Genomic DNA, 21,803 nt, shown 5'->3' with positions numbered 1-21,803 from the left:
TCACAAAATGGCATATGTCTGACGGAAGATAACAGGAGAATCACGATGTTCACGCGCACCAGCCCGTCCACCGGCGCAGGCTCCCCGGAGGTAACGGGGTTTTACGACAAGGATACCGGCAGCATCATGTATGTGGCCGCATGCCCGGTGACGAAACGTGCCGCGCTGATTGATGTCGTACTGGACTTTGACCCGCAGTCGGCAAAGACGCGGACGGACAGCGCGCAGGAGGTTCTGGATTTCGTGACCGCTCAGGGGCTGACGGTCGAGTGGGTGCTGGATACCCATCCCCATGCCGATCACATGATGGCCTCTGCCTGGCTGAAGGAGCAGACCGGGGCGCCGGCGGCGATCGGGGCGAAGGTACGGGATATCGCAGCGCTCTGGGCCGGGATTTACAACCTGCCCGATGCCTTCGATCCGGATCGCGATTTTGACCACCTGTTCGAGGATGGCGAGAGCTTTACGGTGGGGGAGGTCGAGGTCTCCGTCATGTTGCATCCGGGGCATACGCTGGGCTCGGTCAGCTATGTCATGGGCGATGCGGCCTTCGTCCACGACACCTTCATGCATGTCGATTCCGGAACATCCCGGGCCGATTTTCCCGGCGGTTCTTCGCGCGATCTTTACGAATCCCTGCAATCCATTCTGTCGCTGCCGGATCAGACGCGGCTCTTTGTCGGGCATGATTATCCGCCCGTGGGGGAGCGTAAGGACCCGGCCTGGGAGGCTACCGTTGCGGATCACCGGGCCAACAACAAACATATCGGCGGCGGCGTTTCCATGAGTCAGTTCAGGGCCTTGCGCGACGAACGTGATGCAACGCTGAAACTTCCCGACCGGATGCTCTATGCGCTGCAGGTCAATCTGCGCGGCGGCCGTCTGGCGCCCGTGGAGGATGACGGCCAGAGCTATTTCAAGATTCCCGCCAACACGTTCTGAGGAGACCTTCATGCAGATCGAAGAGACAGAGACCGGGCCGTTGGAAGTCTGGACCCCGGCCGAGGTTGAGGCCGCGCTTGAGAAGGGCGAGATCGCCGTGATCGACGTGCGGACACCGCAGGAGTTCATGTTCGAACATATCGAAGGCGCGCTGTTGATGCCGATGTCGGGTTTCCGGGCAGACCGGCTGCCGTCACAGGACGGCAAGCGGCTGCTGTTTTACTGCGGCTCGTCGATCCGGTCCGGCAAGATGGCACAGAAAGCCATGGCCGCAGGGCTAACCCCGGTGGCGCATCTTGAGGGCGGGTTCGCCAATTGGAAAGCCGCCAAGATGCCCTATATCGGCACCGACATGGCCTCCGGCGCGCCCAAGAAGGTCACGCCGTAAACGGGCTGAGGCATAGGCCCGCCAGATAGAGGCATATTCCAAAGCTCAGGTGGTTCCAGAGGCTGCGGCGCCGCGCGGACCAGGGGGCTGGAGTACGTGCGGCGGCAATGCCGAAGCCGAAGGCCGGTTGCATTACGAAAAAGGGAAAGGCCACCGTCAGGAAGCCCGTCAGTAGGGCCGGGACGGGTGTGGGGCGGGTCAGCCAGTCACTTCCGGCGACCAGCAGCAGGGCGGCGGCGAAGATTACGCCGATCGCGTAGTGAGCGGTGATGCCGATGGCGGCCTCTCCCGTGGCGGGCGGGCTCTGCCTGATGTCCTGATGGCGGAGGCGTCCGCGGGCGATCCCTGCGATCCAGCGTCCAACGGGCGCGTATCGGGGGGCGGGGATGCCAAGGGTGCGTTCCTGCCCCCAGTTGAGAAGGTCGTGGAAGGCTGTGGCCGTCAGGCCAAGCGCGAGTGCAGAGGGCAGCAGGTCAATCATGACAGAAATCCTTTCGAATTGATCGAGCGGCTGTTAGCCTGCCACTTCAAGTCGACTTGAGGTCAATCATGAAAATGCTGGATATTGCGGAGGTCGCGCGCCGGTCTGGCTGGCCCGCCTCGACCCTCCGCTACTGGGAGGAGCGGGGGCTGATCCAATCCGACGGGCGGCACGGGCTGCGGCGGATTTTTGACCCGCAGGTGCTGGATATCATCGCAGTGATCGGACTGATGAAATGGGCGGGCTTCAGCCTTGAGGAGATCGCGGCCTGGACCCGGCGCGATGGCCGGGTTGAAATTGACCGGGCAGCGCTGACAACCCGGGCCGAGGCGCTGGATGCTCAGGTCGCGCGGCTGACGGTGCTGGCGCAGATGCTGCGGCATACGGCGCAATGTCCGGCGCCGTCGCATCTGGACTGCCCGAGCTTTCAGCGGATGCTGGCCGAAGTGCGGCCGGGCGGGCAGGGGAAGGCCGGCTGAGCTGTGTCGCCCTTGATTTTTCCGGCGGTCCGGTGTTTGATCTGACAACCAGCGGCATTTTCCGTCCGATCCGGAAAATCTCGGCTCAGGGGCTTGACCCTGAGGCTGTTCACCCATACCACGCGCTATCTCGCGGTGTCGCCGATTCCCGGTGCGATTCCGTGTTTCGTCATATGACCCTTGGCCGGTCGCCGTCGTGCGCTGGCCATGTGTTGTGAAAAAAGGGCCTGGCATTACGGGCTCGCAACCAAAAGGAAGACCGATTTGGCACGTATCGCCGGCGTCAACATCCCGACTGCAAAGCGGGTTCCCATCGCCCTGACCTATATCACCGGCATTGGCCCCGCCTCTGCCAAGGCTATCTGCGACGCAACAGGTATCGACCTGACCCGCCGCGTCAATGAACTCTCGGACAGCGAAGTGCTCTCCATCCGTGAGCATATCGATGCGAACTACACTGTCGAAGGCGACCTTCGCCGCGAAGTGCAGATGAACATCAAGCGTCTGATGGACCTCGGCTGCTACCGCGGCCTGCGCCATCGCCGCAACCTCCCCGTCCGCGGTCAGCGGACCCACACCAATGCCCGCACCCGCAAAGGCCCCGCAAAGGCCATTGCAGGCAAGAAGAAGTAAGGGGAGCGCACAGATATGGCACGTGATACCCGCCGCGTTAAGAAGAAGGTTTCCAAGAACATCGCCGCTGGCGTTGCGCATGTGAACTCTTCGTTCAACAACACCAAAATCCTGATCTCCGACGTTCAGGGCAATGCCATCTCCTGGTCGTCCGCCGGGACCATGGGCTTCAAGGGTTCGCGTAAGTCGACCCCCTATGCCGCCCAGATGGCTGCCGAAGACGCGGGCCGCAAGGCACAGGAACATGGCGTCAAGACGCTGGAAGTCGAAGTTCAGGGCCCCGGTTCGGGTCGTGAATCGGCTCTGCGCGCTCTGGCCGCTGTCGGTTTCAACATCACCTCGATCCGTGATGTGACCCCGATCGCGCATAACGGCTGCCGCCCGCCGAAGCGCCGCCGCGTCTGATTTTCGCACGAGATTGCCGGAGGCTGCGTTTGGCGTGGCCTCCTGTCGTCATTTAACCTCGGGTGTTTCGTCCTAAAGGACATGGGGGCGGAACGAGCATGGAGGGACGTACATGATCCACAAAAACTGGGCAGAGCTGATCAAGCCGACGCAGCTGGACGTTAAGCCGGGCTTCGACCCCGCGCGTCAGGCGACCGTGGTTGCCGAACCGCTGGAGCGTGGCTTTGGCCTCACGCTGGGCAACGCGCTGCGCCGCGTGCTGATGTCGTCGCTGCAGGGGGCTGCCATCACCTCCGTGCAGATCGACAATGTGCTGCACGAATTCTCCTCCATCGCGGGTGTCCGCGAGGATGTGACGGATGTCATCCTGAACCTCAAGGGCGTGAGCCTGCGCATGGATGTCGAGGGGCCCAAGCGCCTGTCGATCAATGCAAAAGGTCCGGGTGTCGTGACTGCGTCTGAGATTTCCGAATCTGCCGGGATCGAAGTGCTGAACAAGGATCACGTGATCTGCCACCTCGACGACGGCGCGTCGCTCTTCATGGAGCTGACGGTGAATACCGGTAAGGGCTATGTCCCCGCCGACCGCAACAAGCCGGAAGATGCGCCGATTGGCCTGATTCCGATCGATGCGATCTATTCGCCGATCAAGAAGGTGTCCTATGACGTGCAGCCCACCCGTGAGGGCCAGGTGCTGGACTATGACAAGCTGACCATGAAGATCGAAACCGACGGGTCCATCACGCCGGATGATGCCGTGGCCTTTGCCGCGCGTATCCTGCAGGACCAGCTGTCGATCTTCGTGAACTTCGACGAGCCGGAATCGGCCTCCCGCGCGGATGACGACGACGGTCTGGAGTTCAACCCGCTGCTGCTGAAGAAGGTCGACGAGCTGGAGCTGTCGGTCCGGTCGGCAAACTGCCTGAAGAACGACAATATCGTCTATATCGGCGACCTGATCCAGAAGACCGAAGCGGAGATGCTGCGCACCCCGAACTTCGGCCGCAAGTCCCTGAACGAGATCAAGGAAGTGCTTTCGGGCATGGGCCTGCACCTCGGCATGGATGTCGAGGACTGGCCGCCGGACAATATCGAAGACCTGGCCAAGAAGTTCGAAGACCAGTTCTGAGGCGGATGGGTGGAAGGCACCCATCCTACGGGACCCGGCGGTCTTCTCCGCATGGTTCCGATACCGATGGGACGCAACGCGCCCATCACCCGTAGGATGGGTGATTTCACCCATCCCCGGACCCCGGGCTTTCAGCCCCAAGGAGAGTCTCCCCGCCAGGGAGGCCGGACAAAGCAAAACCGCCCGTAGAGGGCACATATTTGGAGAAATGAAATGCGTCACGCACGTGGCTATCGCCGTCTGAACCGGACCCATGAACACCGCAAGTCGATGTTCTCGAACATGTCCGCCTCGCTCATCGAACATGAGCAGATCAAAACCACCCTGCCCAAGGCCAAGGAACTGCGTCCCATCGTGGAAAAGCTGATCACCCTTGCCAAAAAGGGCGACCTGCATTCCCGCCGTGTCGCGGCCTCCCGCATCAAGCAGGACGACGCCGTGAAGAAACTCTTCGAAGTTCTGGGCCCGCGCTATGCAGAGCGTAACGGTGGCTACATCCGCATCATGAAAGCCGGCTTCCGCTATGGCGACATGGCCCCGATGGCGATCATCGAATTCGTGGATCGCGACACGGCCGCCAAAGGCGCCGGCGACAAGGCCCGCGTCGCGGCTGAAGAGGCGGCTGAGGAGTAATCTCCCGCCCGTCTGTCGATCCCGAGACCCTCGCCCTGCGGCGGGGGTCTTTTCGTTTCGGCCCCTCACTTCACCGCGCGAAAACCGCCCGGTGGCTTGCATCCCGGGGCCGCGCGGAACATATCCGGTCTATTCGTCCCGTCAGGAGCCTGCCCGCATGATCCGTTCCGCTCTGGTTGCCCTCTGTCTCCTTTACCCGGCCGCGCCCGTCCTGGCCGAGAGCCTTATCCCCCGCAGCCAGGCCGAGATCTCCATGAGTTTCGCGCCGGTGGTGAAACAGGCGAGCCCGGCAGTGGTCAATATCTACGCCCAGAAGGTGGTCGAGCGCCGCCGCTCTCCCTTCGCCAGCGATCCGTTTTTCAGTGATTTCTTCCGCGATCTGGGCCCGTCGCGGCCGGAGGTGCAGAATTCGCTGGGCTCCGGGGTGGTGCTGACCGACGACGGCGTGATTGTGTCGAATTACCACGTGGTGGGGGAGGCGGACGATATTCGGGTTGTGCTGCATGACCGGCGCGAATTCGCCGCAGAGGTGCTGCTGGCGGATCAGGAGTCTGACCTCGCCATTCTCAAGCTTGTGGATGCGCCAAAGGACATGGCGCATCTGCAGCTGCGCGACAGTGACACGGTCGAGGTGGGCGAGCTGGTGCTGGCCATCGGCAACCCCTTCGGCGTCGGGCAGACCGTCTCCTCGGGTATCGTGTCCGGTCTGGCACGGTCGGGCACGGCTCTGGGCTCCGGCCGGGGCTATTTCATCCAGACCGATGCGCCGATCAACCCGGGCAATTCCGGTGGCGCGCTGATCGATCTCAATGGCGATCTGATCGGGGTGAATACCTCTATCCTCAGCCGCTCCGGCGGGTCGAACGGCATCGGTTTTGCCATTCCCGCCAAGCTGGTGGCGCAGTTTGTCGATCAGGCGCGTGACGGCAAGACCCGGTTCGAACGGCCCTGGGCGGGCATGGGCGGGCAGGTGGTCGATGCCGCCATGGCAGAGACCTTGGGATTGGACGTCCCCGGCGGCGTGATCGTGGCCAAGTTGCATCCCGCCAGCCCCTTTTCCGAAGCCGGAATCGTGGTCGGCGACGTGATCCGCGCGGTAGATGGCCTGCCGGTGAACACCCCGCCCGAGATGCTGTTCCGCATGTCCGTCGCGGGCCTCGGCGCCGATGCGGAGGTCAGCTATGTCCATGACGGCCGCGAAAAAGAGGCCACCGTGCATCTGATCGCCGCCCCCGAGGACCCGCCGCGCGCGCCGGTAACCACAGGCCGCGACGCCCCCATTCCGGGCCTCTCGGTGGAGACGGTGAACCCTGCCGTGGTCGCGGAGCGTGGGCTGACGGGCGATATCGACGGCGTGATCGTGACCGAACCGGGCGCAATCGGCGCCCGGGTTGGCCTGCTGCGCGGGGATATCCTGCTCGCCGTGAACGGAGCGGAGGTGGCGGATGGCGCCGCGATGGAGGCGGAGATGGCAGCCGCCCGCAAAAGGCTCGATCTGACGCTGATCCGGCAGGGGCGGCAGATGGTGCTGCGGCTGCGTCTCTGATGGCGGATCTCTTCGACCAGCCCGGTGCGGCACAGGGCGGGCCGCGCCCGCTTGCCGACCGGCTCCGTCCGCGCGCCCTGTCCGAAGTGATCGGCCAGCAACAGGTGCTGGGCACGGAGGCGCCGCTGGGTGTCATGCTGGCCTCGGGCTCTCTGTCCTCGCTGATCTTCTGGGGGCCGCCGGGTGTGGGCAAGACCACAATCGCCCGGCTGCTGGCGGATGAGACCGATCTGGAGTTCGTGCAGATCTCGGCGATCTTCAGTGGCGTGGCCGACCTCAAGAAGGTGTTCGAAGCGGCCAAGCAGCGGCGGCGGGCCGGGCAGGGCACGCTCCTCTTCGTTGACGAGATTCACCGGTTTAACAAGGCGCAGCAGGACGGGTTTCTGCCCTATATGGAGGACGGAACGATCCTTCTGGTTGGCGCCACGACCGAGAATCCCTCGTTCGAGCTCAATGCTGCTCTGCTCAGCCGGGCCCAGGTGCTGGTCCTTGAACGACTGGGCGAAACCGATCTGGAATCCCTGATCTGCCGGGCCGAGGCGGAGCTGGGCCGCCCCCTGCCGCTGGCCCCCGACGCCCGGATGGCGCTGAAGGAGATGGCGGATGGCGATGGCCGCGCCCTGCTGAACCTGGTCGAACAGGTGGCGGCCTGGAAGGTCGCCGCTCCGCTCGACCGCGACGCGCTCTCCGCCCGGCTGATGCGCCGGGCCGCCAAATACGACAAATCGGGAGAGGAGCATTACAACCTCATCTCTGCCCTGCACAAATCCGTCCGCGGGTCGGACCCGGACGCGGCGCTCTACTGGTTCGCGCGGATGCTGGCGGGGGGGGAGGACCCGCGCTTCCTCGCCCGCCGCATCACCCGGATGGCGGTGGAGGATATCGGCCTCGCCGATCCGCAGGCGCAGACAATCTGTCTGGACGCCTGGCAGGTCTACGAACGCTTAGGCTCTCCGGAGGGGGAGCTGGCTCTGGCGCAGGCGCTGGTCTACCTTGCGCTCGCGCCCAAATCCAATGCCACCTACGTGGCCTACAAGGGGGCCGTGGCGCTGGCCCGCAAGACCGGCAGTGCCATGCCGCCCAAACATATCCTGAACGCGCCGACCTCCATGATGAAGGATCAGGGCTATGGCACGGGCTATGCCTATGACCATGATGCGGAGGACGGCTTCTCCGGTCAGAACTACTTCCCCGATGGCGTGCCGCGCCCCGACCTTTACCAGCCGGTGGAACGCGGTTTTGAACGTGACCTGAAAAAGCGCCTCGACTATTTCGCCAAGCTCCGCGCCCGCCGTCAGCAGGACTGACCTGTCTTTTTCTTGCTGGAAATATCCCGGGGGTGGCCGACAAATGCATCGCATTTGTCGGTAGGGGGCAGCGCCCCCCTCCTGCCTCAGCCACATTGACTCCGGCCCGTTCCGGGGCCATGACCGCGCCATGATACCAACCCTGCTTCAAGTTGCTCTCGGCGGTGCCCTCGGTGCCTCGGCCCGGTACCTGACCGGCCTTGCCACGCTGCGCCTGATGGGGCCCGGCTTTCCCTGGGGCACGCTCACCGTGAATATTCTCGGCTCCTTCCTGATGGGGGTGATCGTGGTCACGCTGGGCCATCTCAGCACCAACCGGTTTGCGCCGCTGCTGATGACCGGGCTGCTGGGCGGGTTCACAACCTTCTCGGCCTTCTCGCTTGATGCGGTGTCGATGTGGGAACGGGGCGAGACGACCCAGTCGGCGGTCTATGTGCTCGCCTCTGTCCTGCTGTCGATCGCGGCACTGGCGCTGGGGCTTCTGGCCACTCGGGCGGTGACGGCATGAGCGGGGTTCAGATGATCACGGTCGCGGCGGAGGATGCCGATCAGCGGCTTGACCGCTGGCTCAAGCGGCTGTTTCCGCAGCTCACGCAGGGCCGGATCGAGAAGATGTGCCGCAAGGGCGACCTGCGCGTCGACAAGGGCCGGGTGAAACCCGCGACCCGCCTTGAGGCGGGGCAGGTGGTGCGCGTGCCGCCGATCCCGGATGAGGAGGCGCCGGCGCCCAAGCCGCAGCCCTCTGTCTCCGATGCGGATGCGGAGATGATCCGCGCCTGTGTGCTCTGGAAAGACAACCATGTGATTGCGCTGAACAAGCCTGCCGGTCTGCCGACGCAGGGTGGCAGCGGCCAGACGCGTCATGTCGACGGCTTGTCGGAGGCGCTGAAATTCGGGCTGGAGGAGAAACCGCGGCTGGTGCACCGGCTGGACAAGGATACCTCTGGCGTCTTGCTGCTGGCACGGACGCGGGTGGCGGCGCAGGGGCTGACGGCGGCGCTGCGGCACCGGGCGACGCGCAAGATTTACTGGGCCTTGGTGGCCGGCGTGCCGACGCCTTACCTGGGCGAGATCCGCTATGGCCTCGTGAAGGCCGGCGGGCATGGCAAGGGAGGGGAGGGCGAGAAGATGCGCGCCGTTCACCCGTCCGAGGTGCGCGACGTGGAAGGTGCCAAACGGGCGCATACGCTTTACGCGACGCTCTACCGGGTGGCCAGCCGTGCCTCTTGGGTGGCGATGGAGCCTTTGACGGGCCGGACGCACCAGCTGCGCGCGCATATGGCGGAGATCGGGCATCCGATCATCGGCGACGGCAAATACGGCGGCTCGGCGCAGGAGAACCTCGGCGATGGCTGGGGGGCGCAGCTGGGCGGGGTGATCTCCCGCAAGCTGCATCTGCATGCGCGGTCGATGACCTTTGAGCATCCGGTGACGCATAAGCCTGTGACCGTGACCGCACCGCTGCCCCAGCACATGGCCGACAGCTGGGAGACGCTGGGCTGGACCGAGGATCTGGCCGCCGATGACCCGTTCGAGGAGCTGATGAAATGACCCGACTCGTAATCTTCGATGTCGATGGGACTTTGGTGGACAGTCAGGCGGATATCCTGGCCTCCATGACGGCGGGTTTCGCCTCTGTCGGGATGGCGGCCCCGGCGCGGGAGGCGGTGCTGGGCATTGTGGGGCTGTCGCTCGATCATGCGATGCTCAAGCTGGCGCCGGAGGCGGATGACACCACCCGCGGCGATATGGTCGAGGGGTACAAGCGGGCCTATCAGGGCCTGCGCATGACGAACGGCGCAGCGTCGAGCCCGCTTTATCCCGGGATCGCGCAGGTGGTGGCCGCGCTGTCGGAAGAGCCGGAGACCCTGCTGGCGATTGCCACGGGCAAGTCGCGGCGCGGGCTGCTGGCGCTGATCGACAATCATGGCTGGGATGGCGTGTTCCAGTCGATCCAGGTGGCCGATGATCATCCGTCGAAGCCGCATCCGTCGATGGTCATGACGGCGCTGGCGGAAACCGGGGTCGCAGCGGATCGCGCGGTGATGATCGGCGATACCACCTATGATATGGAGATGGCGCGCGGGGCAGGGGTGCCCTTCCTCGGCGTGAGCTGGGGCTACCACCCGCCGCATATGCTGGCGCATGCCGCTGCCGTGGCGGAGCGGGTCGAAGACCTGCCCGCACTGATCACCCGGATCACGGGGGCGGCATGAGCGAGTGGGCGCCGAAACGGTTCTGGAAGGTTACGGAGGTCGTGACCTCCGGTGACGGCTATGGCGTGACGCTGGATGGCCGCGCGGTGCGGACGCCCGCCAAGGCGCTGCTGGTGCTGCCGAGCCGGGCCATGGCTGAGGCCGTGGCGGCCGAATGGGAGGCGCAGGCAGAGGTTGTGGACCCGCGCAGCATGCCGGCGACGCGCGGTGCCAATGCGGCGATCGACAAGGTGGCCGTGCAGTTCGACGAGGTGGCGGAGATGTTGATCGCCTATGGCGACAGTGATCTGCTGTGCTATCGTGCCGACAGTCCGGAAGAACTGGTGGCAAGACAGGCGGCCGCCTGGGACCCGTTGCTGGACTGGGCTGCGGCGACATATGGCGCGCGGCTGGAACCCCGGACGGGGATCATGCACGAGGCGCAGTCCGAGGCAGCGCTGGCAAAGCTGGGTGCGGAAGTGCACCGGATGACGGCGTTTGAGCTTGCCGCGTTTCACGATCTTGTCAGCCTTTCAGGCTCTCTGGTGATAGGGCTGGCGGCGGCGCAGGGGGCCTGGCCTGCGGAAGAGCTCTGGGACCTGTCGCGGATCGACGAGAGCTGGCAGGAAGAACAGTGGGGCGTGGATGAAGATGCTGCGCAAACCGCCGCAATCAAACGAGAATCGTTTCTGAACGCGAAACGGTTCTTTGACGCGTCCCAAAGCAGTGACGCGATTTAACCAATTTTGTTCGGTTTTTTTGACCGGATGGTTCATCGCTGCCCCGCAACGGGCAGATTGCCGTTAAGTTATCGCCGGATCGTTTGATTTTCGTGATGACGCCCTTGACCGTTTCGAATGTTTACGACCAAACTCTCGGCATACTGGAAGGGGGAGACCTTCACAGTGTCTCTGCCGGACCTGTGAGTCCGGCTTGAACCGTCCGAATACGGGCGGGCAAACAGGAAGAGGTAAATATGAAAAAATCCGTTCTTTTTGGCGCGCTGACCCTTGCTGGCCTGGCGGCTGGCGCAGCTGGCGCAGCCACGCTTGACGACGTCAAGGCTCGTGGCACGCTGAACTGCGGCGTGTCCACCGGCCTGACCGGCTTCTCCGCACCTGACGCCGATGGCGAATGGGGCGGTTTTGACGTCGCTGTCTGCCGTGCCGTCGCCGCCGCCGTTTTTGGTGATGCGAAAGCCGTCGAATTCGTTCCGACCACCGGCAAAACGCGCTTCACCGCGCTGGCCTCGGGCGAGATCGACATGCTGGCGCGTAACACCACCTGGACACTGTCGCGCGATGCTGACCTGAAATTCACCTTCGTCGGTGTCAACTACTACGACGGTCAGGGCTTCATGGTCCCCAAAGAGCTGGGCGTGTCTTCGGCCACGGAACTGGACGGCGCGACCGTCTGCATCCAGACCGGCACGACCACCGAGCTGAACCTTGCGGACTTTTTCCGTAAGAATTCCATGAGCTACGAGCCGGTTCCGATCGAAACCAACGCCGAAGCGCAGCAGCAGTACCTTGCCGGTGCCTGCGACGTTTACACGACGGACGCCTCCGGTCTGGCCGCAACCCGTGCCACGTTCGAAGCGCCGGCCGACCACGTCGTTCTGCCTGAGATCGTCTCCAAAGAGCCGCTGGGCCCGCTGGTCCGTCATGGCGATGACGAGTGGGGCGATATCGTCCGCTGGTCGCTGAACGCGATGATCGCAGCAGAAGAGCTGGGCATCACCTCGGCCAATGTCGGCGAAATGAGCGCCGCTGCAGGCGATAACCCGGAAATCAACCGTATCCTCGGCACCGAGGGCAATATGGGCGAGATGCTGGGTCTGGATGCCGCTTGGGCCAAAAACATCATCGAACAGGTCGGCAACTACGGCGAAGTGTTCGAAGCCAACATCGGCGAATCCACCCCGATCGGCCTGGCGCGTGGTCTGAACGCGCAGTGGACCGATGGCGGTCTGCTTTACACGCCGCCGTTCCGTTAAGGATGGCGGAAAGGGCGCGGTGAAAACCGCGCCCTTTTCATATCTGCTCCGGGAAGAACCCGGATCATTTCACCGGCCATGACGCGAAGACGTCCTAATAATCAGGCCGGACAACGGGGATATAGGAATGGCAACTCTCACCGACCCGCCGGCGGAGTCCTTTAAGCTATCTATGTTGGTCTACGATACGCGGTATCGTGCGATCACATTCCAGATCATCGCTCTGGTGGTGTTTCTGACCTTCATCGGATGGCTGATAAACAATACAGCACAGAACCTTGCCGATCTTGGCAAAGAACCGTCTTTCGGTTTCCTCTGGGACCCGGCAGGCTACGACATCAACCAGAAATTGATCGAGTATAACAACCAGATGCCGCATTTCCGCGCGGCGATGGTCGGCTTGCTCAATACGCTGCTGGTTGCGTTTCTGGGATGTGTCACCGCCACGATCGTGGGGGTCATTGTCGGCGTACTGCGCCTGTCCAACAACTGGCTCGTCGCCCGCATCATGACCGTCTATGTGGAGATGTTCCGCAATGTGCCGGTGCTGATGTGGATCGTCCTGGCCATGGCGATCCTGATCGAGAGCCTGCCCGCGCCAAATGCGTTCCGGGGTGAAAATCCCGAAGCAAGCATGTCGCTCTTCGGCTCTGTGGCGATCACCAACCGGGGGGTCTATGTCCCTGGTATCGATTTCACCCGCTCTGTCGGGGCGCTGGACTGGGTCATCGTGCTGGCCGTTCTGGCAGCGTCGATTTTTGCCATTACCCGCATTCGCGCCAGTGCAGATGCAAAACAGGAGGCGACCGGCCTCCGACCCAAGACCGGGCTCCTTCAGGCGGCGGTTTTTGTCCTGCCGACGCTGATCGTCATGCTGATCCTCGGGGCGAGCCTGAATATACCTGAGCTCAAGGGGTTCAACTTTCAGGGCGGGGTGTACATGCGCAACTCGCTCATTGCGCTGTGGCTGGCCCTGTCGCTCTACACGGCTGCGTTTATCGCCGAGAATGTCCGTGCGGGTATCCTCGCGATTTCCAAGGGCCAGACCGAGGCGGCTGCCGCCCTTGGCCTCAGGCCCCGGCGAATCATGAGCCTGGTGATCCTGCCGCAGGCCCTGCGGGTTATCATTCCGCCGCTGATTTCGCAGTATCTCAATCTGACCAAGAACTCCTCGCTCGCCATTGCGGTTGGCTACATGGATATCACGGGCACGCTGATGGGGATCACGCTGAACCAGACGGGGCGGGAGCTTGAGACCGTTCTGCTGGGGATGCTGGTCTATCTGGTCATCTCGCTGGCGATTTCGGCCGCGATGAACGTCTACAACAACAGTGTCAAACTGGTGGAGCGCTGAGATGAGCAATACGCATGCAGATACAGTGGCCTATGTCCGGGACACGATGCTGCCCCAGCAGGAGCCACCGGCAACGACCATCGGCGCGGTGGGCTGGGCGCGGGTGAACCTGTTCTCCGGCTGGTTCAATACGGTGGTGACCATCGTGTCGCTGGCGTTTGTGGCCTTCCTTGCCTACGAGATCCTGCCCTGGTTCATCTCTCCGACCTGGAAGGCGGAGTCGCTGACCCAGTGCCGGGAGATCCTGGCGGGGCTGGGCGACGACCGGGGCGCCTGCTGGGGTGTGATCCGGGAGCGCTGGCAACAGCTCTTGTTCGGGTTCTACCCATCCGAGGAATACTGGCGGCCGGTGCTGGCGCTGGTGCTGCTGTTCGTCGCCGTGGCGCCGATCCTGTTCGCGCAGTTCGTCCCGGCCAAGCTGCTTGGCTTTTCCGCGGTCTACCCGTTCCTGGCGGTCTGGCTGCTTTGGGGCGGGACCATCTGGGGCGTGCTGCTGGCCGCGCTTGGGTTCGTTCTGGCGTTCTTTGTGTTCCGCTATGCGTCCAGAGCGATCGCGCCTGCCATGGCGCTGCTGGCAGCTGTGGTTGCGGCGCTCATCTGGTGGATGGTCCTGAGCCCTGCGCTGGAGCCTGACCTGTCGCGCATCCTGCCTATCGGCATCCACGAGGTGCAGTCGCGCGAATTCGGCGGCTTCATGCTGTCGATCACCATTGGGGTGACAGCGATCATGTGTTCGCTGCCGCTGGGCATCCTGCTGGCGCTTGGCCGCCGGTCGGACCTGCCGCTGGTCAAGGCGATCTGCGTGGGTTTCATCGAATTCATCCGGGGCGTTCCGCTGATCACGCTGCTCTTCGTAGCTTCGGTCCTGCTGAACATCTTCCTGCCGCCGGGCACGAATTTCGACATCATCCTGCGGGTGATGATCATGGTGACGCTGTTTGCATCGGCTTACATGGCCGAGGTGATCCGCGGCGGCCTCGCCGCGCTGCCGAAGGGCCAGTATGAGGGGGCGGATTCGCTTGGCCTCGATTACTGGCAGTCGCAGCGGCTCATCGTCATGCCGCAGGCGCTGAAGATCTCGATCCCGGGCATCGTGTCGACCTTCATCGGGGTGTTCAAGGACACCACGCTGGTGTCGATCATCTCGATGTTCGATCCGATCGGGCTGTCGAACGCCATCCGGGCCGACACGGCCTGGAACGGCGTCTACTGGGAGCTGTTCATCTTTATCGGCGCCGTCTTCTTCATCTTCTGTTTCTCCATGTCCCGCTATTCCATGTATCTGGAGCGCAAGCTTCAGACCGGGCACCGCTAAGAGGAAAACCCCTATGTCTGAACCTGCAATGGACACTGCTGTCGATCGCTCGAAACTCAAGGTCTCTGACGAAGTCGCGATCGAGATTTCGCAGATGAACAAGTGGTACGGGACCTTCCACGTGCTGCGCGACATCAATCTGACCGTGAACCGGGGCGAGAGGATCGTCATCGCGGGGCCCTCGGGCTCTGGCAAGTCGACGATGATCCGCTGCATCAACAGGCTTGAGGAACACCAGTCCGGCAAGATCATCGTGGACGGGACGGAGCTGACCTCCGACCTGAAGAACATCGACAAGATCCGGTCCGAGGTTGGCATGTGCTTCCAGCACTTCAACCTCTTCCCGCATCTGACGATCCTTGAGAACTGCACGCTGGCGCCGATCTGGGTGCGGAAAATCCCCAAGAAGGAAGCGGAGGCCACGGCCATGCACTTCCTCGAAAAGGTGAAGATCCCGGACCAGGCAAGCAAATACCCCGGCCAGCTCTCGGGCGGTCAGCAGCAGCGTGTGGCGATTGCCCGCTCGCTCTGCATGAGGCCGCGGATCATGCTTTTTGACGAGCCGACCTCGGCGCTTGACCCGGAGATGATCAAGGAAGTGCTCGACACCATGATCGAGCTGGCGGAAGAGGGCATGACCATGCTCTGCGTGACCCATGAGATGGGCTTTGCCCGTCAGGTGGCGAACCGCGTGATCTTTATGGATCAGGGCCAGATCGTGGAACAGAACGAGCCGGAAGAGTTCTTTAATAACCCCAAGAGCGAGCGGACCAAGCTGTTCCTGTCGCAGATCCTCGGTCACTGAGCGGGGAGGGGGAGGGGGCGCTGCCCCCTCGGCGCGATGCGCCTCACCCCCGGGATATTTTCGGCAAGAAAAAGCGGATGCAGGCCCTTCGGGGCCTGTTTTCTTTAGTCCTGCTTGTCGCCGGTCAGTTCGCGCGGGGTGATGAAGTTGACCACGCGGCCAGTGCCGAAATGGGCGGCATGCCAGTCCTCTATCGGCAGGTCGAGCACGAGGGTGGCGCCGGTCGGGAAATCGGCAAAGCGGCCGTGGGGTGGGGGCGCGGAGACGAGGCGGCCGGCGAAGGCGGCGATGCCGTCGTTATGGCCGATCATCAGGATCGTGTCGCCCTCGCCGCTCTGCAGGGTTTCGAGCATCGCCTCGGGCCCGCTGAGATAGAGCCGCGGGTCGATCCGCATGTCACAATCGAGCTTCAGACGTTTGAAGGTGGTCTGGGTGCGTCTTGCATCTGACACCAGTGCCAGATCGGGCAGGATATCCTGGCTCCGCAACCATTTGCCAAGGGCTTTCGCGGCTTTCCGACCACGTGGATTGAGCGGGCGGTCCCGGTCTTCCAGCAGGGGATCGTCCCAGCTGGATTTCGCGTGCCGCATCAGGACGAAACGCTTGGTCATGGTCAAGGGGGCCCGGGATCAGAGGAAATGATGCATATGGTAGGCTGAATGCGCGGAAAACCTGCCATGGTTCCTGCCGCGAGGGCAAGCGCGGCGGGCCAGGCAGCCGTGGGACATGCAGTCATTTCCCCCTGGCTGTTGCAGGAAAGTCCTGCAGGCCCGGGTATCATATCCATCTGGTCCAAAGGCGGAGACCGGGCAGGCGGAGAGGCAGGGGCGGGTTGTGCAGCTGTCACAGGGGGAGGAGACCGGGGCGGGCAGTTCCTTGACCGGGTGGGGCAGCGCGAGGGCGGCGCGAAAGGACAGCCAGAGGCCGGTCTGCGGATGGACAAGCATGCCGAGGGGGGAGGCGAAGGCGCGCTCTGACGCCCGGGCCCAGTCGACAAAGTTATGGTGTGGCGGCCCGCCGAAGGGAAAGAGGGGGTGAGCACCGATGTCCCGGGCGAGGCTGCCGGCAATGCGGCGCGACCAGCGATCCATCGGATCGGGCGCGCCATCGCGGAACTCAGGGCTTTGCGTGAAGGCAGGCCAGAATGCAGGCTCGTCCGGCGAGAGCAGAAGCAGGCAAGCTGTGCCCGGGGGCAGGTCATCGCGCTGGTCGCAGGTCTGTTTGTCCAGCGCGCAGAGGATGGTCAGATTGAGGGTTCGGGCGGCGGACTGAAGGTCTGAAAAACTCCGGTCCGCGGCCTGTGTCATGTCAGTCGCCGCGGATGAGGGAGCCGGCGCCGTGTTCGGTGAAGAGCTCCAGCAAGGTCGCATTGGGGGCCCGGCCGTCCAGAATGACAACCGCCCGGACGCCGCGTTCGATCGCATCGAGGGCCGTTTCGGTCTTGGGGATCATGCCGCCTGCAATCGTCCCATCGGCTGTCATCTGCCTGATCTGGGCTGCCTTGAGTTCGGTCACCACCTCGCCCTCGGCATTCTTAACGCCAGCGACGTCAGTCAGCAGGAGCAGACGGTCGGCCCTGAGCGCGCCCGCAATGGCGCCCGCGGCCGTGTCGCCGTTGATATTGTAGGTCTCGCCGTCGCGGCCCATGCCGAGCGGGGCGATCACGGGAATGATATCCGCGGCGAACATGGCCTTGAGGATGGTTGTGTCGAGCTCTACCGGCGTGCCGACGAGGCCAAGCTCCGGATTGTCGGGCTCGCAGATCATGAGCCGCGCGTCCTTGCCCGAGAGGCCCACGCCCTTGCCGCCCATATCGTTGATCGCCTGCACGATCCGCTTGTTGATCCGGCCGGAGAGCACCATTTCAACCACTTCGACAGTGGCCTGATCGGTGACACGCTTGCCGTTCACAAATTCGGATTTGATCTGAAGACGCTCCAGCATCTCGTTGATCATGGGCCCGCCGCCATGCACGATGACCGGGTTCACGCCGACCTGCCGCATTAGGACGATATCGCGGGCAAAGATCTCCATCGCGTCATCGTCGCCCATGGCATGGCCGCCGAATTTCACCACGACAATGGCACCTTCGTAGCGTTGCAGATAGGGCAGTGCCTCGGAGAGGGTGCGGGCAGTGGCGATCCAGTCGCGATCCATGGCGGTCTGTTTTCTCATTGTGCAAATCTCATTCCGGTGAACTCCGGTCGTTCCCCAAGGTGATAGGGCCAAGTCCCGCCGGTGCCAAGGTGGCAGTGGCGCAATTCCGCCACAGCCTATGGGGGAATTTTGACGGCACGGGACCCGAGGCCCATATGCCGCGTTGTCGTAGTGAAGGTGCGCTGAGCGCCACATGAATAAAAGGAGACGACCCTATGAACCGTACAAAAATCGCAATTCTCGGTTCCGCAGTTTTTGTCACCATGGGAGGCGCGGCAGTTGCAGGTAGCCCGACCCCCGCACCGGCCGATCCGGTGATCGTCGAGCCGGTTGTGCCGGTCATGCAGACCGGTGACTGGACCGGCGGCTATTTCGGTGGCTCGCTGGGCTATGCCGATATCGACGGCGGCGGCGCATCCGGTGACGGCGTCATCGGCGGTCTGCAGCTGGGCTACGACTACGATTTCGGGTCCTTCGTGGCTGGTGCAGAGCTTGAAGCTCTGGGCAGCGATGTCGACCTGGGCGGTGTGTCGCTGGACAATATGTACCGTCTGAAGGCGCGCATGGGCTATGACGCCGGTCCTGCTCTGATCTATGCAACCGGTGGCTATGCCAATGCGGACAGTTCGATCGGGAATGACGACGGCTGGGTGGCCGGTGTCGGCGCCGAATACATGATGACCGACAAGGTCAGCGTCGGCGGCGAATACCTCTACCACGAGTTCAACGATTTCAACGGATCGGGGACAGACGTGACCGGCAATACCTTTGCCGCCCGTGTGAACTACCGGTTCTGAGCGTCACTCCAGCCCTGCGATGATCGATCGCAGGGTTGCGATCCCCTCGCCCTTTTCGGAGGAGGTGAGAACCAGCTCCGGATAGGCGGCGGGATGACGCGACAGGGCCTCGCGGGTGACCGCGAGGCTTTTTTCCAGTTCGGATTTCCGCACCTTGTCGATTTTCGTCAGCACCGCCTGGAAAGTCACGGCGGCGCTGTCGAGAAGCGACATGATTTCCTCATCCACCTTCTTGGCGCCATGGCGGGCGTCGATCAGCACGAAGGTGCGGCGCAGGGTGACGCGACCGCCGAGGTATTGCTTCAGCAGGCGCTGCCATTTCTCGACCACGGGCAGGGGGGCATTGGCATAGCCATAGCCCGGCAGGTCGACGAGATAGCCATGCTCTCCCATCGTGAAAAAGTTGATTTCCTGCGTGCGGCCGGGGGTGTTTGAGGCGCGGGCGAGGTTTTTGTGGCCGGTCAGGGCGTTGATCAGGCTGGATTTCCCGACGTTGGAACGGCCGGCAAAACAGACCTCGATCCGGTCGGCGGGGGGCAGGCCGTCCATGGCGACCACGCCTTTGACGAACTGGGTCTCGCCGGCGAAGAGCAGGCGGCCCGCTTCGGCGGCCTCGCGATCGGGTTCCTCGACGGCGGGGAAGGGCAGGCTCATAGCACGGTAACCTCATCGCCGGGCGCAATCTCTCCCGACCGGGTCACAATAGCATAGACGCCGAAATCCTGATGGCCCCAGGTGTCGCGCAATATCTTCATCGTGTCCACGTCGCGCTGGCCCGTCTCCGGGTTGGCATGGGTGGCCTTGCAACGGGTGATGCGTTCCCGGATCTCGAGCTCTGCCTGTCCGATGCGCAGGGTCCGCCCGATCAGGTCGAACTCCTCGAGCGGCGCCCAGCCCTCAATCCAGAGGTTGCCGCGGAACCGGTGCGGCGACATCGGCGTGCCCGCCGCGTCGCTCAGCGCATCAAGCGACCCGGTGCCCAGGATCGAAACGAAAGGATCGGGCCAGTCGGTCATCGCCTGGCCGGGCACATGCACGACGCGGTCCGGCTGCGGCTGGTCTTCGGGCCAGAGCGGGGTCAGCCAGTCGATCAGCGCCTGCTGTTCGGCCATAGGGTCGACCGTCAGTTCCGCAGCCTTGGGATGGGTGAAGGTCACCTTGCCGGTCGCGTCTTCGGTGCGGGCGGCAATGGCCATCAGCTCCGCCCCGGTGACACCGCGCAGGAAGTTCATCTTGCGCTGCCATTCCGTCGGCTGGCCCTCGAACTTGGCGGCGGTATGGGCCACGGCCCAGTGCCGGTCGAAGGGCAGGGCGCGCCCCTCGGTCAGGGCCACCCGGTCCAGCGGTTCGTAACCGATGGCCTTGACCGGGTGACGGATGAGGGAGGCGAGCTGCGCCACCTTACTTGCCCTCGGCCTTGCTCTTTCGGCTGAAGCTTTTGCGGATATTGCCGAAGACATCCGGTTTGAACCCGTGGCTGCGCATGATGATATACTGCTGGGTGAAGGTGATCGTGTTGTTGGTGATCCAGTAGAGCACCAGGCCAGAGGCGAAATTGCCCAGCATGAACATGAACACCCAGGGCATCCAGGCAAAGATCATCTGCTGCGTCGGATCGGTGGGCGCCGGATTCAGCTTCTGCTGCAGCCACATGGAGATACCCAGCAGGATCGGCAGGATGCCGAGGCTGAGGATGGCGAGGAAGCTTTCCGGATCCGGTGCCGCGAAAGGCAGCAGGCCGAAGAGGTTCAGGATCGACGACGGGTCCGGCGCCGAAAGGTCGCGGATCCAGCCGATCCAGGGCGCGTGGCGCAGTTCCAGCGTGACGAAGATCACCTTGTAGAGGCTGAAGAAAATCGGGATCTGCAGAAGGATCGGCAGACAGCCGGAGGCCGGGTTCACCTTTTCCTTCTTGTAGAGCTCCATCATCTCTTTCTGGAGCTTCTGGCGGTCGTCGCCTGCCCGTTCCTTGAGCTTCTCCATCTCCGGTTGAAGCTCGCGCATCTTGGCCATGGAGGCGTAGGATTTATAGGCCAGCGGGAAGAGCAGGAATTTCAGCAGAACTGTCAGCGCAACGATGGACCACCCCATGTTGCCGATATGGCTGTTGAGCCAGTGCAGCACCGCAAAAATCGGCTTGGTCAGGAAAAAGAACCAACCCCAGTCAATCGCATCGAGGAAGCGGGTCACCCCTTCGTCGTTCTGGTAATGCTTGATGGTTTCCCATTCCTTGGCGCCGGCGAAGAGGCGGCTGTCGGAGGTCGCGGTGGCGCCTGCCGCGACATCGACCTGCGGCAGCACGGCGTCGGTCTGGAAGATATTGGCGGAAGGATAGTATTTCGCGGTGGAGCGGAAGGCGCCATCCGGGACAATCGTCGACATCCAGTAATGGTCGGTAAAGCCGATCCAGCCGCTCTCCTCGACCTCGGTCCGGTCGGCGGGGGCGCCTTCACGGTCGTCGCGGTCGAAATCCTCCATCTTGCTGTATTTTTCTTCCTGCAGCTCGCCGTCGGACATGCGGATCATGCCCTCGTGCAGGACGAAGAAATTCTTGAGATTGGTTGGCTCGCCATGTCGACGCAGCAGCGCATAGGGGCGCAGGGACACGGCCGTGTCCGTCGTGTTCTCGACCGATTGTGCGACAGTGAACATGTAGTTGTCGTCGACTGAGATGGTGCGGCTGAAGATCAGGCCGGCGCCATTGTCCCAGGTCAGGGTGACCGGGGTTTCCGTGGTCAGGGTCGCATCTGCGGGGGCGGACCAGAGCGTATCGGCACCCGGCACGGCGTCGCCTTCGACGCCGGAGACGGGGACCCAGCCGTAGACCGCATAGAAGGGGTTCGGCGCGCCTTCGGGGCGAAGGACGGTGACTTCCTCCGCTCCTGCATCAAGAGAGGCGAGGTAATCCTTGAGTTTCAGGTCGTCGATGCGGCCGCCGCGCAGGTTAACGGAGCCGTTGAGCCGCGGCGTGTCCACAGCGAGACGGGGCGCATCAGTCTGAGCTGCAGTCTGGGTGTCGCTGGGCACTGTGGCACCGGCGGGCGCGGTGTCGGCGGTAGGGGCCGCCGGGCCGCCGGCCGCGGGGGCGTCTGCCTGCGTATTTTCGACCGCTGCTGTGTCGTTGGGATCATTGGCGGTGTCCGGCGGCGGGAACACAACGAACCAGACCACGATCACGATGAAGCTGAGCACCGTGGCCAAGAGAAGGTTTCTGTTCTGGTCGTCCATTGACTGGGTCCCG

General features: G+C 63.3%; 25 protein-coding genes. 18 read left to right on the top strand and 7 right to left on the bottom strand.

Going from position 1 to position 21,803, the window contains the following annotated elements:
* Nucleotides 1–45 precede the first annotated feature (45 nt).
* Together ACRARG_RS07150 and ACRARG_RS07145 are read left to right on the top strand one after the other, a co-directional pair.
* Complete coding sequence (locus tag ACRARG_RS07150; RefSeq protein WP_432689301.1) at nt 46–942, top strand: MBL fold metallo-hydrolase; 897 nt, start codon at nt 46–48, stop codon at nt 940–942.
* A 10-nt stretch (nt 943–952) separates the two neighbouring features.
* Nucleotides 953–1,330, top strand: a complete 378-nt coding sequence (locus ACRARG_RS07145) for a rhodanese-like domain-containing protein (protein ID WP_432689300.1) — start codon at nt 953–955, stop codon at nt 1,328–1,330.
* Here the strand turns inward: ACRARG_RS07145 and ACRARG_RS07140 are convergent.
* The gene (locus ACRARG_RS07140) at nt 1,320–1,811 is read right to left on the bottom strand and encodes a DUF2938 domain-containing protein (protein WP_432689299.1); all 492 of its coding nucleotides are present in this window, start codon (nt 1,809–1,811) and stop codon (nt 1,320–1,322) included. The genes ACRARG_RS07145 and ACRARG_RS07140 overlap by 11 nt on opposite strands.
* Before the next feature lie 74 nt (nt 1,812–1,885).
* On the opposite strand from ACRARG_RS07140, the gene ACRARG_RS07135 reads away from it, so the two are divergent.
* From ACRARG_RS07135 to ACRARG_RS07065, 15 genes are all read left to right on the top strand, one after another.
* A complete protein-coding gene (locus ACRARG_RS07135) occupies nt 1,886–2,290 on the top strand; it encodes a helix-turn-helix domain-containing protein (protein ID WP_432689298.1) in 405 nt (134 codons plus the stop codon).
* A gap of 264 nt (nt 2,291–2,554) precedes the next feature.
* Nucleotides 2,555–2,923: a 30S ribosomal protein S13 gene (rpsM, locus tag ACRARG_RS07130; protein WP_432689297.1), complete on the top strand. Its 369-nt coding sequence runs from the start codon at nt 2,555–2,557 to the stop codon at nt 2,921–2,923.
* Between the two features lie 15 nt (nt 2,924–2,938).
* Nucleotides 2,939–3,328 carry a 30S ribosomal protein S11 gene (gene rpsK, locus ACRARG_RS07125; protein WP_009805788.1) on the top strand — a complete coding sequence of 130 codons (390 nt, stop codon included), beginning with the start codon at nt 2,939–2,941 and terminating at the stop codon, nt 3,326–3,328.
* 112 nt (nt 3,329–3,440) lie between these two features.
* Nucleotides 3,441–4,457, top strand: coding sequence for a DNA-directed RNA polymerase subunit alpha (locus ACRARG_RS07120; RefSeq protein ID WP_432689296.1), 1,017 nt, complete (start codon nt 3,441–3,443; stop codon nt 4,455–4,457).
* 213 nt (nt 4,458–4,670) lie between these two features.
* Nucleotides 4,671–5,090, top strand: coding sequence for a 50S ribosomal protein L17 (rplQ, locus tag ACRARG_RS07115; RefSeq protein ID WP_432689295.1), 420 nt, complete (start codon nt 4,671–4,673; stop codon nt 5,088–5,090).
* A gap of 157 nt (nt 5,091–5,247) precedes the next feature.
* On the top strand, nt 5,248–6,636 hold the full coding sequence (locus ACRARG_RS07110; protein WP_432689294.1) for a trypsin-like peptidase domain-containing protein: 1,389 nt from the start codon (nt 5,248–5,250) through the stop codon (nt 6,634–6,636).
* The gene (locus ACRARG_RS07105) at nt 6,636–7,943 is read left to right on the top strand and encodes a replication-associated recombination protein A (RefSeq protein WP_432689293.1); all 1,308 of its coding nucleotides are present in this window, start codon (nt 6,636–6,638) and stop codon (nt 7,941–7,943) included. The genes ACRARG_RS07110 and ACRARG_RS07105 overlap by 1 nt, the downstream gene beginning before the upstream one ends.
* 130 nt (nt 7,944–8,073) lie before the next feature.
* Nucleotides 8,074–8,451 (top strand): fluoride efflux transporter CrcB, encoded by a 378-nt coding sequence (crcB, locus tag ACRARG_RS07100; RefSeq protein ID WP_432689292.1) that lies wholly within the window; start codon nt 8,074–8,076, stop codon nt 8,449–8,451.
* Complete coding sequence (locus ACRARG_RS07095; protein ID WP_432689291.1) at nt 8,448–9,494, top strand: RluA family pseudouridine synthase; 1,047 nt, start codon at nt 8,448–8,450, stop codon at nt 9,492–9,494. The genes crcB and ACRARG_RS07095 overlap by 4 nt, the downstream gene beginning before the upstream one ends.
* Nucleotides 9,491–10,159, top strand: a complete 669-nt coding sequence (locus ACRARG_RS07090; RefSeq protein ID WP_432689290.1) for an HAD-IA family hydrolase — start codon at nt 9,491–9,493, stop codon at nt 10,157–10,159. The genes ACRARG_RS07095 and ACRARG_RS07090 overlap by 4 nt, the downstream gene beginning before the upstream one ends.
* The gene (locus tag ACRARG_RS07085; protein ID WP_432689289.1) at nt 10,156–10,878 is read left to right on the top strand and encodes an ATP12 family chaperone protein; all 723 of its coding nucleotides are present in this window, start codon (nt 10,156–10,158) and stop codon (nt 10,876–10,878) included. The genes ACRARG_RS07090 and ACRARG_RS07085 overlap by 4 nt, the downstream gene beginning before the upstream one ends.
* A 236-nt stretch (nt 10,879–11,114) precedes the next feature.
* On the top strand, nt 11,115–12,134 hold the full coding sequence (locus ACRARG_RS07080; protein ID WP_432689288.1) for an amino acid ABC transporter substrate-binding protein: 1,020 nt from the start codon (nt 11,115–11,117) through the stop codon (nt 12,132–12,134).
* Between the two features lie 127 nt (nt 12,135–12,261).
* Nucleotides 12,262–13,488: an amino acid ABC transporter permease gene (locus ACRARG_RS07075; protein WP_432689287.1), complete on the top strand. Its 1,227-nt coding sequence runs from the start codon at nt 12,262–12,264 to the stop codon at nt 13,486–13,488.
* Between the two features lies 1 nt (nt 13,489).
* Nucleotides 13,490–14,803, top strand: a complete 1,314-nt coding sequence (locus ACRARG_RS07070; protein ID WP_432689286.1) for an amino acid ABC transporter permease — start codon at nt 13,490–13,492, stop codon at nt 14,801–14,803.
* Between the two features lie 13 nt (nt 14,804–14,816).
* The gene (locus ACRARG_RS07065; protein WP_432689285.1) at nt 14,817–15,608 is read left to right on the top strand and encodes an amino acid ABC transporter ATP-binding protein; all 792 of its coding nucleotides are present in this window, start codon (nt 14,817–14,819) and stop codon (nt 15,606–15,608) included.
* A gap of 104 nt (nt 15,609–15,712) precedes the next feature.
* On the opposite strand, the gene ACRARG_RS07060 is transcribed toward ACRARG_RS07065, so the two are convergent.
* From ACRARG_RS07060 to argB, 3 genes are read right to left on the bottom strand one after another with little or no spacing between them, the layout of a single operon-like run.
* A complete protein-coding gene (locus tag ACRARG_RS07060; protein WP_432689284.1) occupies nt 15,713–16,219 on the bottom strand; it encodes a SixA phosphatase family protein in 507 nt (168 codons plus the stop codon).
* Between the two features lie 18 nt (nt 16,220–16,237).
* Nucleotides 16,238–16,915 (bottom strand): ferredoxin, encoded by a 678-nt coding sequence (locus ACRARG_RS07055; protein WP_432689283.1) that lies wholly within the window; start codon nt 16,913–16,915, stop codon nt 16,238–16,240.
* 1 nt (nt 16,916) lies between these two features.
* Nucleotides 16,917–17,783 (bottom strand): acetylglutamate kinase, encoded by an 867-nt coding sequence (argB, locus tag ACRARG_RS07050; protein WP_432689282.1) that lies wholly within the window; start codon nt 17,781–17,783, stop codon nt 16,917–16,919.
* 197 nt (nt 17,784–17,980) lie between these two features.
* Here argB and ACRARG_RS07045 point away from each other — a divergent pair, with 197 nt between their 5' ends.
* Nucleotides 17,981–18,562 (top strand): outer membrane protein, encoded by a 582-nt coding sequence (locus tag ACRARG_RS07045; protein WP_432689281.1) that lies wholly within the window; start codon nt 17,981–17,983, stop codon nt 18,560–18,562.
* 3 nt (nt 18,563–18,565) lie between these two features.
* Here the strand turns inward: ACRARG_RS07045 and yihA are convergent, their stop codons facing one another.
* From yihA to yidC, 3 genes are read right to left on the bottom strand one after another with little or no spacing between them, the layout of a single operon-like run.
* Complete coding sequence (gene yihA, locus ACRARG_RS07040; RefSeq protein WP_432689280.1) at nt 18,566–19,216, bottom strand: ribosome biogenesis GTP-binding protein YihA/YsxC; 651 nt, start codon at nt 19,214–19,216, stop codon at nt 18,566–18,568.
* Entirely contained in the window at nt 19,213–19,962 is a 750-nt protein-coding gene (locus tag ACRARG_RS07035; RefSeq protein WP_432689279.1) for an MOSC domain-containing protein, read from the bottom strand. The genes yihA and ACRARG_RS07035 overlap by 4 nt, the downstream gene beginning before the upstream one ends.
* Before the next feature lies 1 nt (nt 19,963).
* Nucleotides 19,964–21,790, bottom strand: a complete 1,827-nt coding sequence (yidC, locus tag ACRARG_RS07030) for a membrane protein insertase YidC (protein WP_432689278.1) — start codon at nt 21,788–21,790, stop codon at nt 19,964–19,966.
* Nucleotides 21,791–21,803: the final 13 nt, after the last annotated feature.

The sequence above is a fragment of the Pseudooceanicola profundi genome (genome assembly GCF_050897955.1).
Classification (GTDB): domain Bacteria; phylum Pseudomonadota; class Alphaproteobacteria; order Rhodobacterales; family Rhodobacteraceae; genus Pseudooceanicola.
Note: the sequence above shows the minus strand (reverse complement) of the source record. Positions and strands in the feature narration are given on the sequence as shown.

What these genes read in the sequence shown, in the direction of transcription:
- ACRARG_RS07150 (WP_432689301.1), top strand. Translation starts at nt 46, where the DNA reads ATGTTCACGCGCACCAGCCCGTCCACCGGCGCAGGCTCCCCGGAGGTA.
- ACRARG_RS07060 (WP_432689284.1), bottom strand. Translation starts at nt 16,219, where the DNA reads ATGACCAAGCGTTTCGTCCTGATGCGGCACGCGAAATCCAGCTGGGAC.
- rplQ (WP_432689295.1), top strand. Translation starts at nt 4,671, where the DNA reads ATGCGTCACGCACGTGGCTATCGCCGTCTGAACCGGACCCATGAACAC.
- ACRARG_RS07145 (WP_432689300.1), top strand. Translation starts at nt 953, where the DNA reads ATGCAGATCGAAGAGACAGAGACCGGGCCGTTGGAAGTCTGGACCCCG.
- argB (WP_432689282.1), bottom strand. Translation starts at nt 17,783, where the DNA reads ATGAGAAAACAGACCGCCATGGATCGCGACTGGATCGCCACTGCCCGC.
- ACRARG_RS07140 (WP_432689299.1), bottom strand. Translation starts at nt 1,811, where the DNA reads ATGATTGACCTGCTGCCCTCTGCACTCGCGCTTGGCCTGACGGCCACA.
- ACRARG_RS07105 (WP_432689293.1), top strand. Translation starts at nt 6,636, where the DNA reads ATGGCGGATCTCTTCGACCAGCCCGGTGCGGCACAGGGCGGGCCGCGC.
- ACRARG_RS07120 (WP_432689296.1), top strand. Translation starts at nt 3,441, where the DNA reads ATGATCCACAAAAACTGGGCAGAGCTGATCAAGCCGACGCAGCTGGAC.
- ACRARG_RS07085 (WP_432689289.1), top strand. Translation starts at nt 10,156, where the DNA reads ATGAGCGAGTGGGCGCCGAAACGGTTCTGGAAGGTTACGGAGGTCGTG.
- ACRARG_RS07070 (WP_432689286.1), top strand. Translation starts at nt 13,490, where the DNA reads ATGAGCAATACGCATGCAGATACAGTGGCCTATGTCCGGGACACGATG.
- yidC (WP_432689278.1), bottom strand. Translation starts at nt 21,790, where the DNA reads ATGGACGACCAGAACAGAAACCTTCTCTTGGCCACGGTGCTCAGCTTC.
- ACRARG_RS07075 (WP_432689287.1), top strand. Translation starts at nt 12,262, where the DNA reads ATGGCAACTCTCACCGACCCGCCGGCGGAGTCCTTTAAGCTATCTATG.
- ACRARG_RS07080 (WP_432689288.1), top strand. Translation starts at nt 11,115, where the DNA reads ATGAAAAAATCCGTTCTTTTTGGCGCGCTGACCCTTGCTGGCCTGGCG.
- ACRARG_RS07135 (WP_432689298.1), top strand. Translation starts at nt 1,886, where the DNA reads ATGCTGGATATTGCGGAGGTCGCGCGCCGGTCTGGCTGGCCCGCCTCG.
- rpsK (WP_009805788.1), top strand. Translation starts at nt 2,939, where the DNA reads ATGGCACGTGATACCCGCCGCGTTAAGAAGAAGGTTTCCAAGAACATC.
- yihA (WP_432689280.1), bottom strand. Translation starts at nt 19,216, where the DNA reads ATGAGCCTGCCCTTCCCCGCCGTCGAGGAACCCGATCGCGAGGCCGCC.
- ACRARG_RS07095 (WP_432689291.1), top strand. Translation starts at nt 8,448, where the DNA reads ATGAGCGGGGTTCAGATGATCACGGTCGCGGCGGAGGATGCCGATCAG.
- ACRARG_RS07045 (WP_432689281.1), top strand. Translation starts at nt 17,981, where the DNA reads ATGAACCGTACAAAAATCGCAATTCTCGGTTCCGCAGTTTTTGTCACC.
- ACRARG_RS07055 (WP_432689283.1), bottom strand. Translation starts at nt 16,915, where the DNA reads ATGACACAGGCCGCGGACCGGAGTTTTTCAGACCTTCAGTCCGCCGCC.
- ACRARG_RS07110 (WP_432689294.1), top strand. Translation starts at nt 5,248, where the DNA reads ATGATCCGTTCCGCTCTGGTTGCCCTCTGTCTCCTTTACCCGGCCGCG.
- ACRARG_RS07065 (WP_432689285.1), top strand. Translation starts at nt 14,817, where the DNA reads ATGTCTGAACCTGCAATGGACACTGCTGTCGATCGCTCGAAACTCAAG.
- ACRARG_RS07090 (WP_432689290.1), top strand. Translation starts at nt 9,491, where the DNA reads ATGACCCGACTCGTAATCTTCGATGTCGATGGGACTTTGGTGGACAGT.
- crcB (WP_432689292.1), top strand. Translation starts at nt 8,074, where the DNA reads ATGATACCAACCCTGCTTCAAGTTGCTCTCGGCGGTGCCCTCGGTGCC.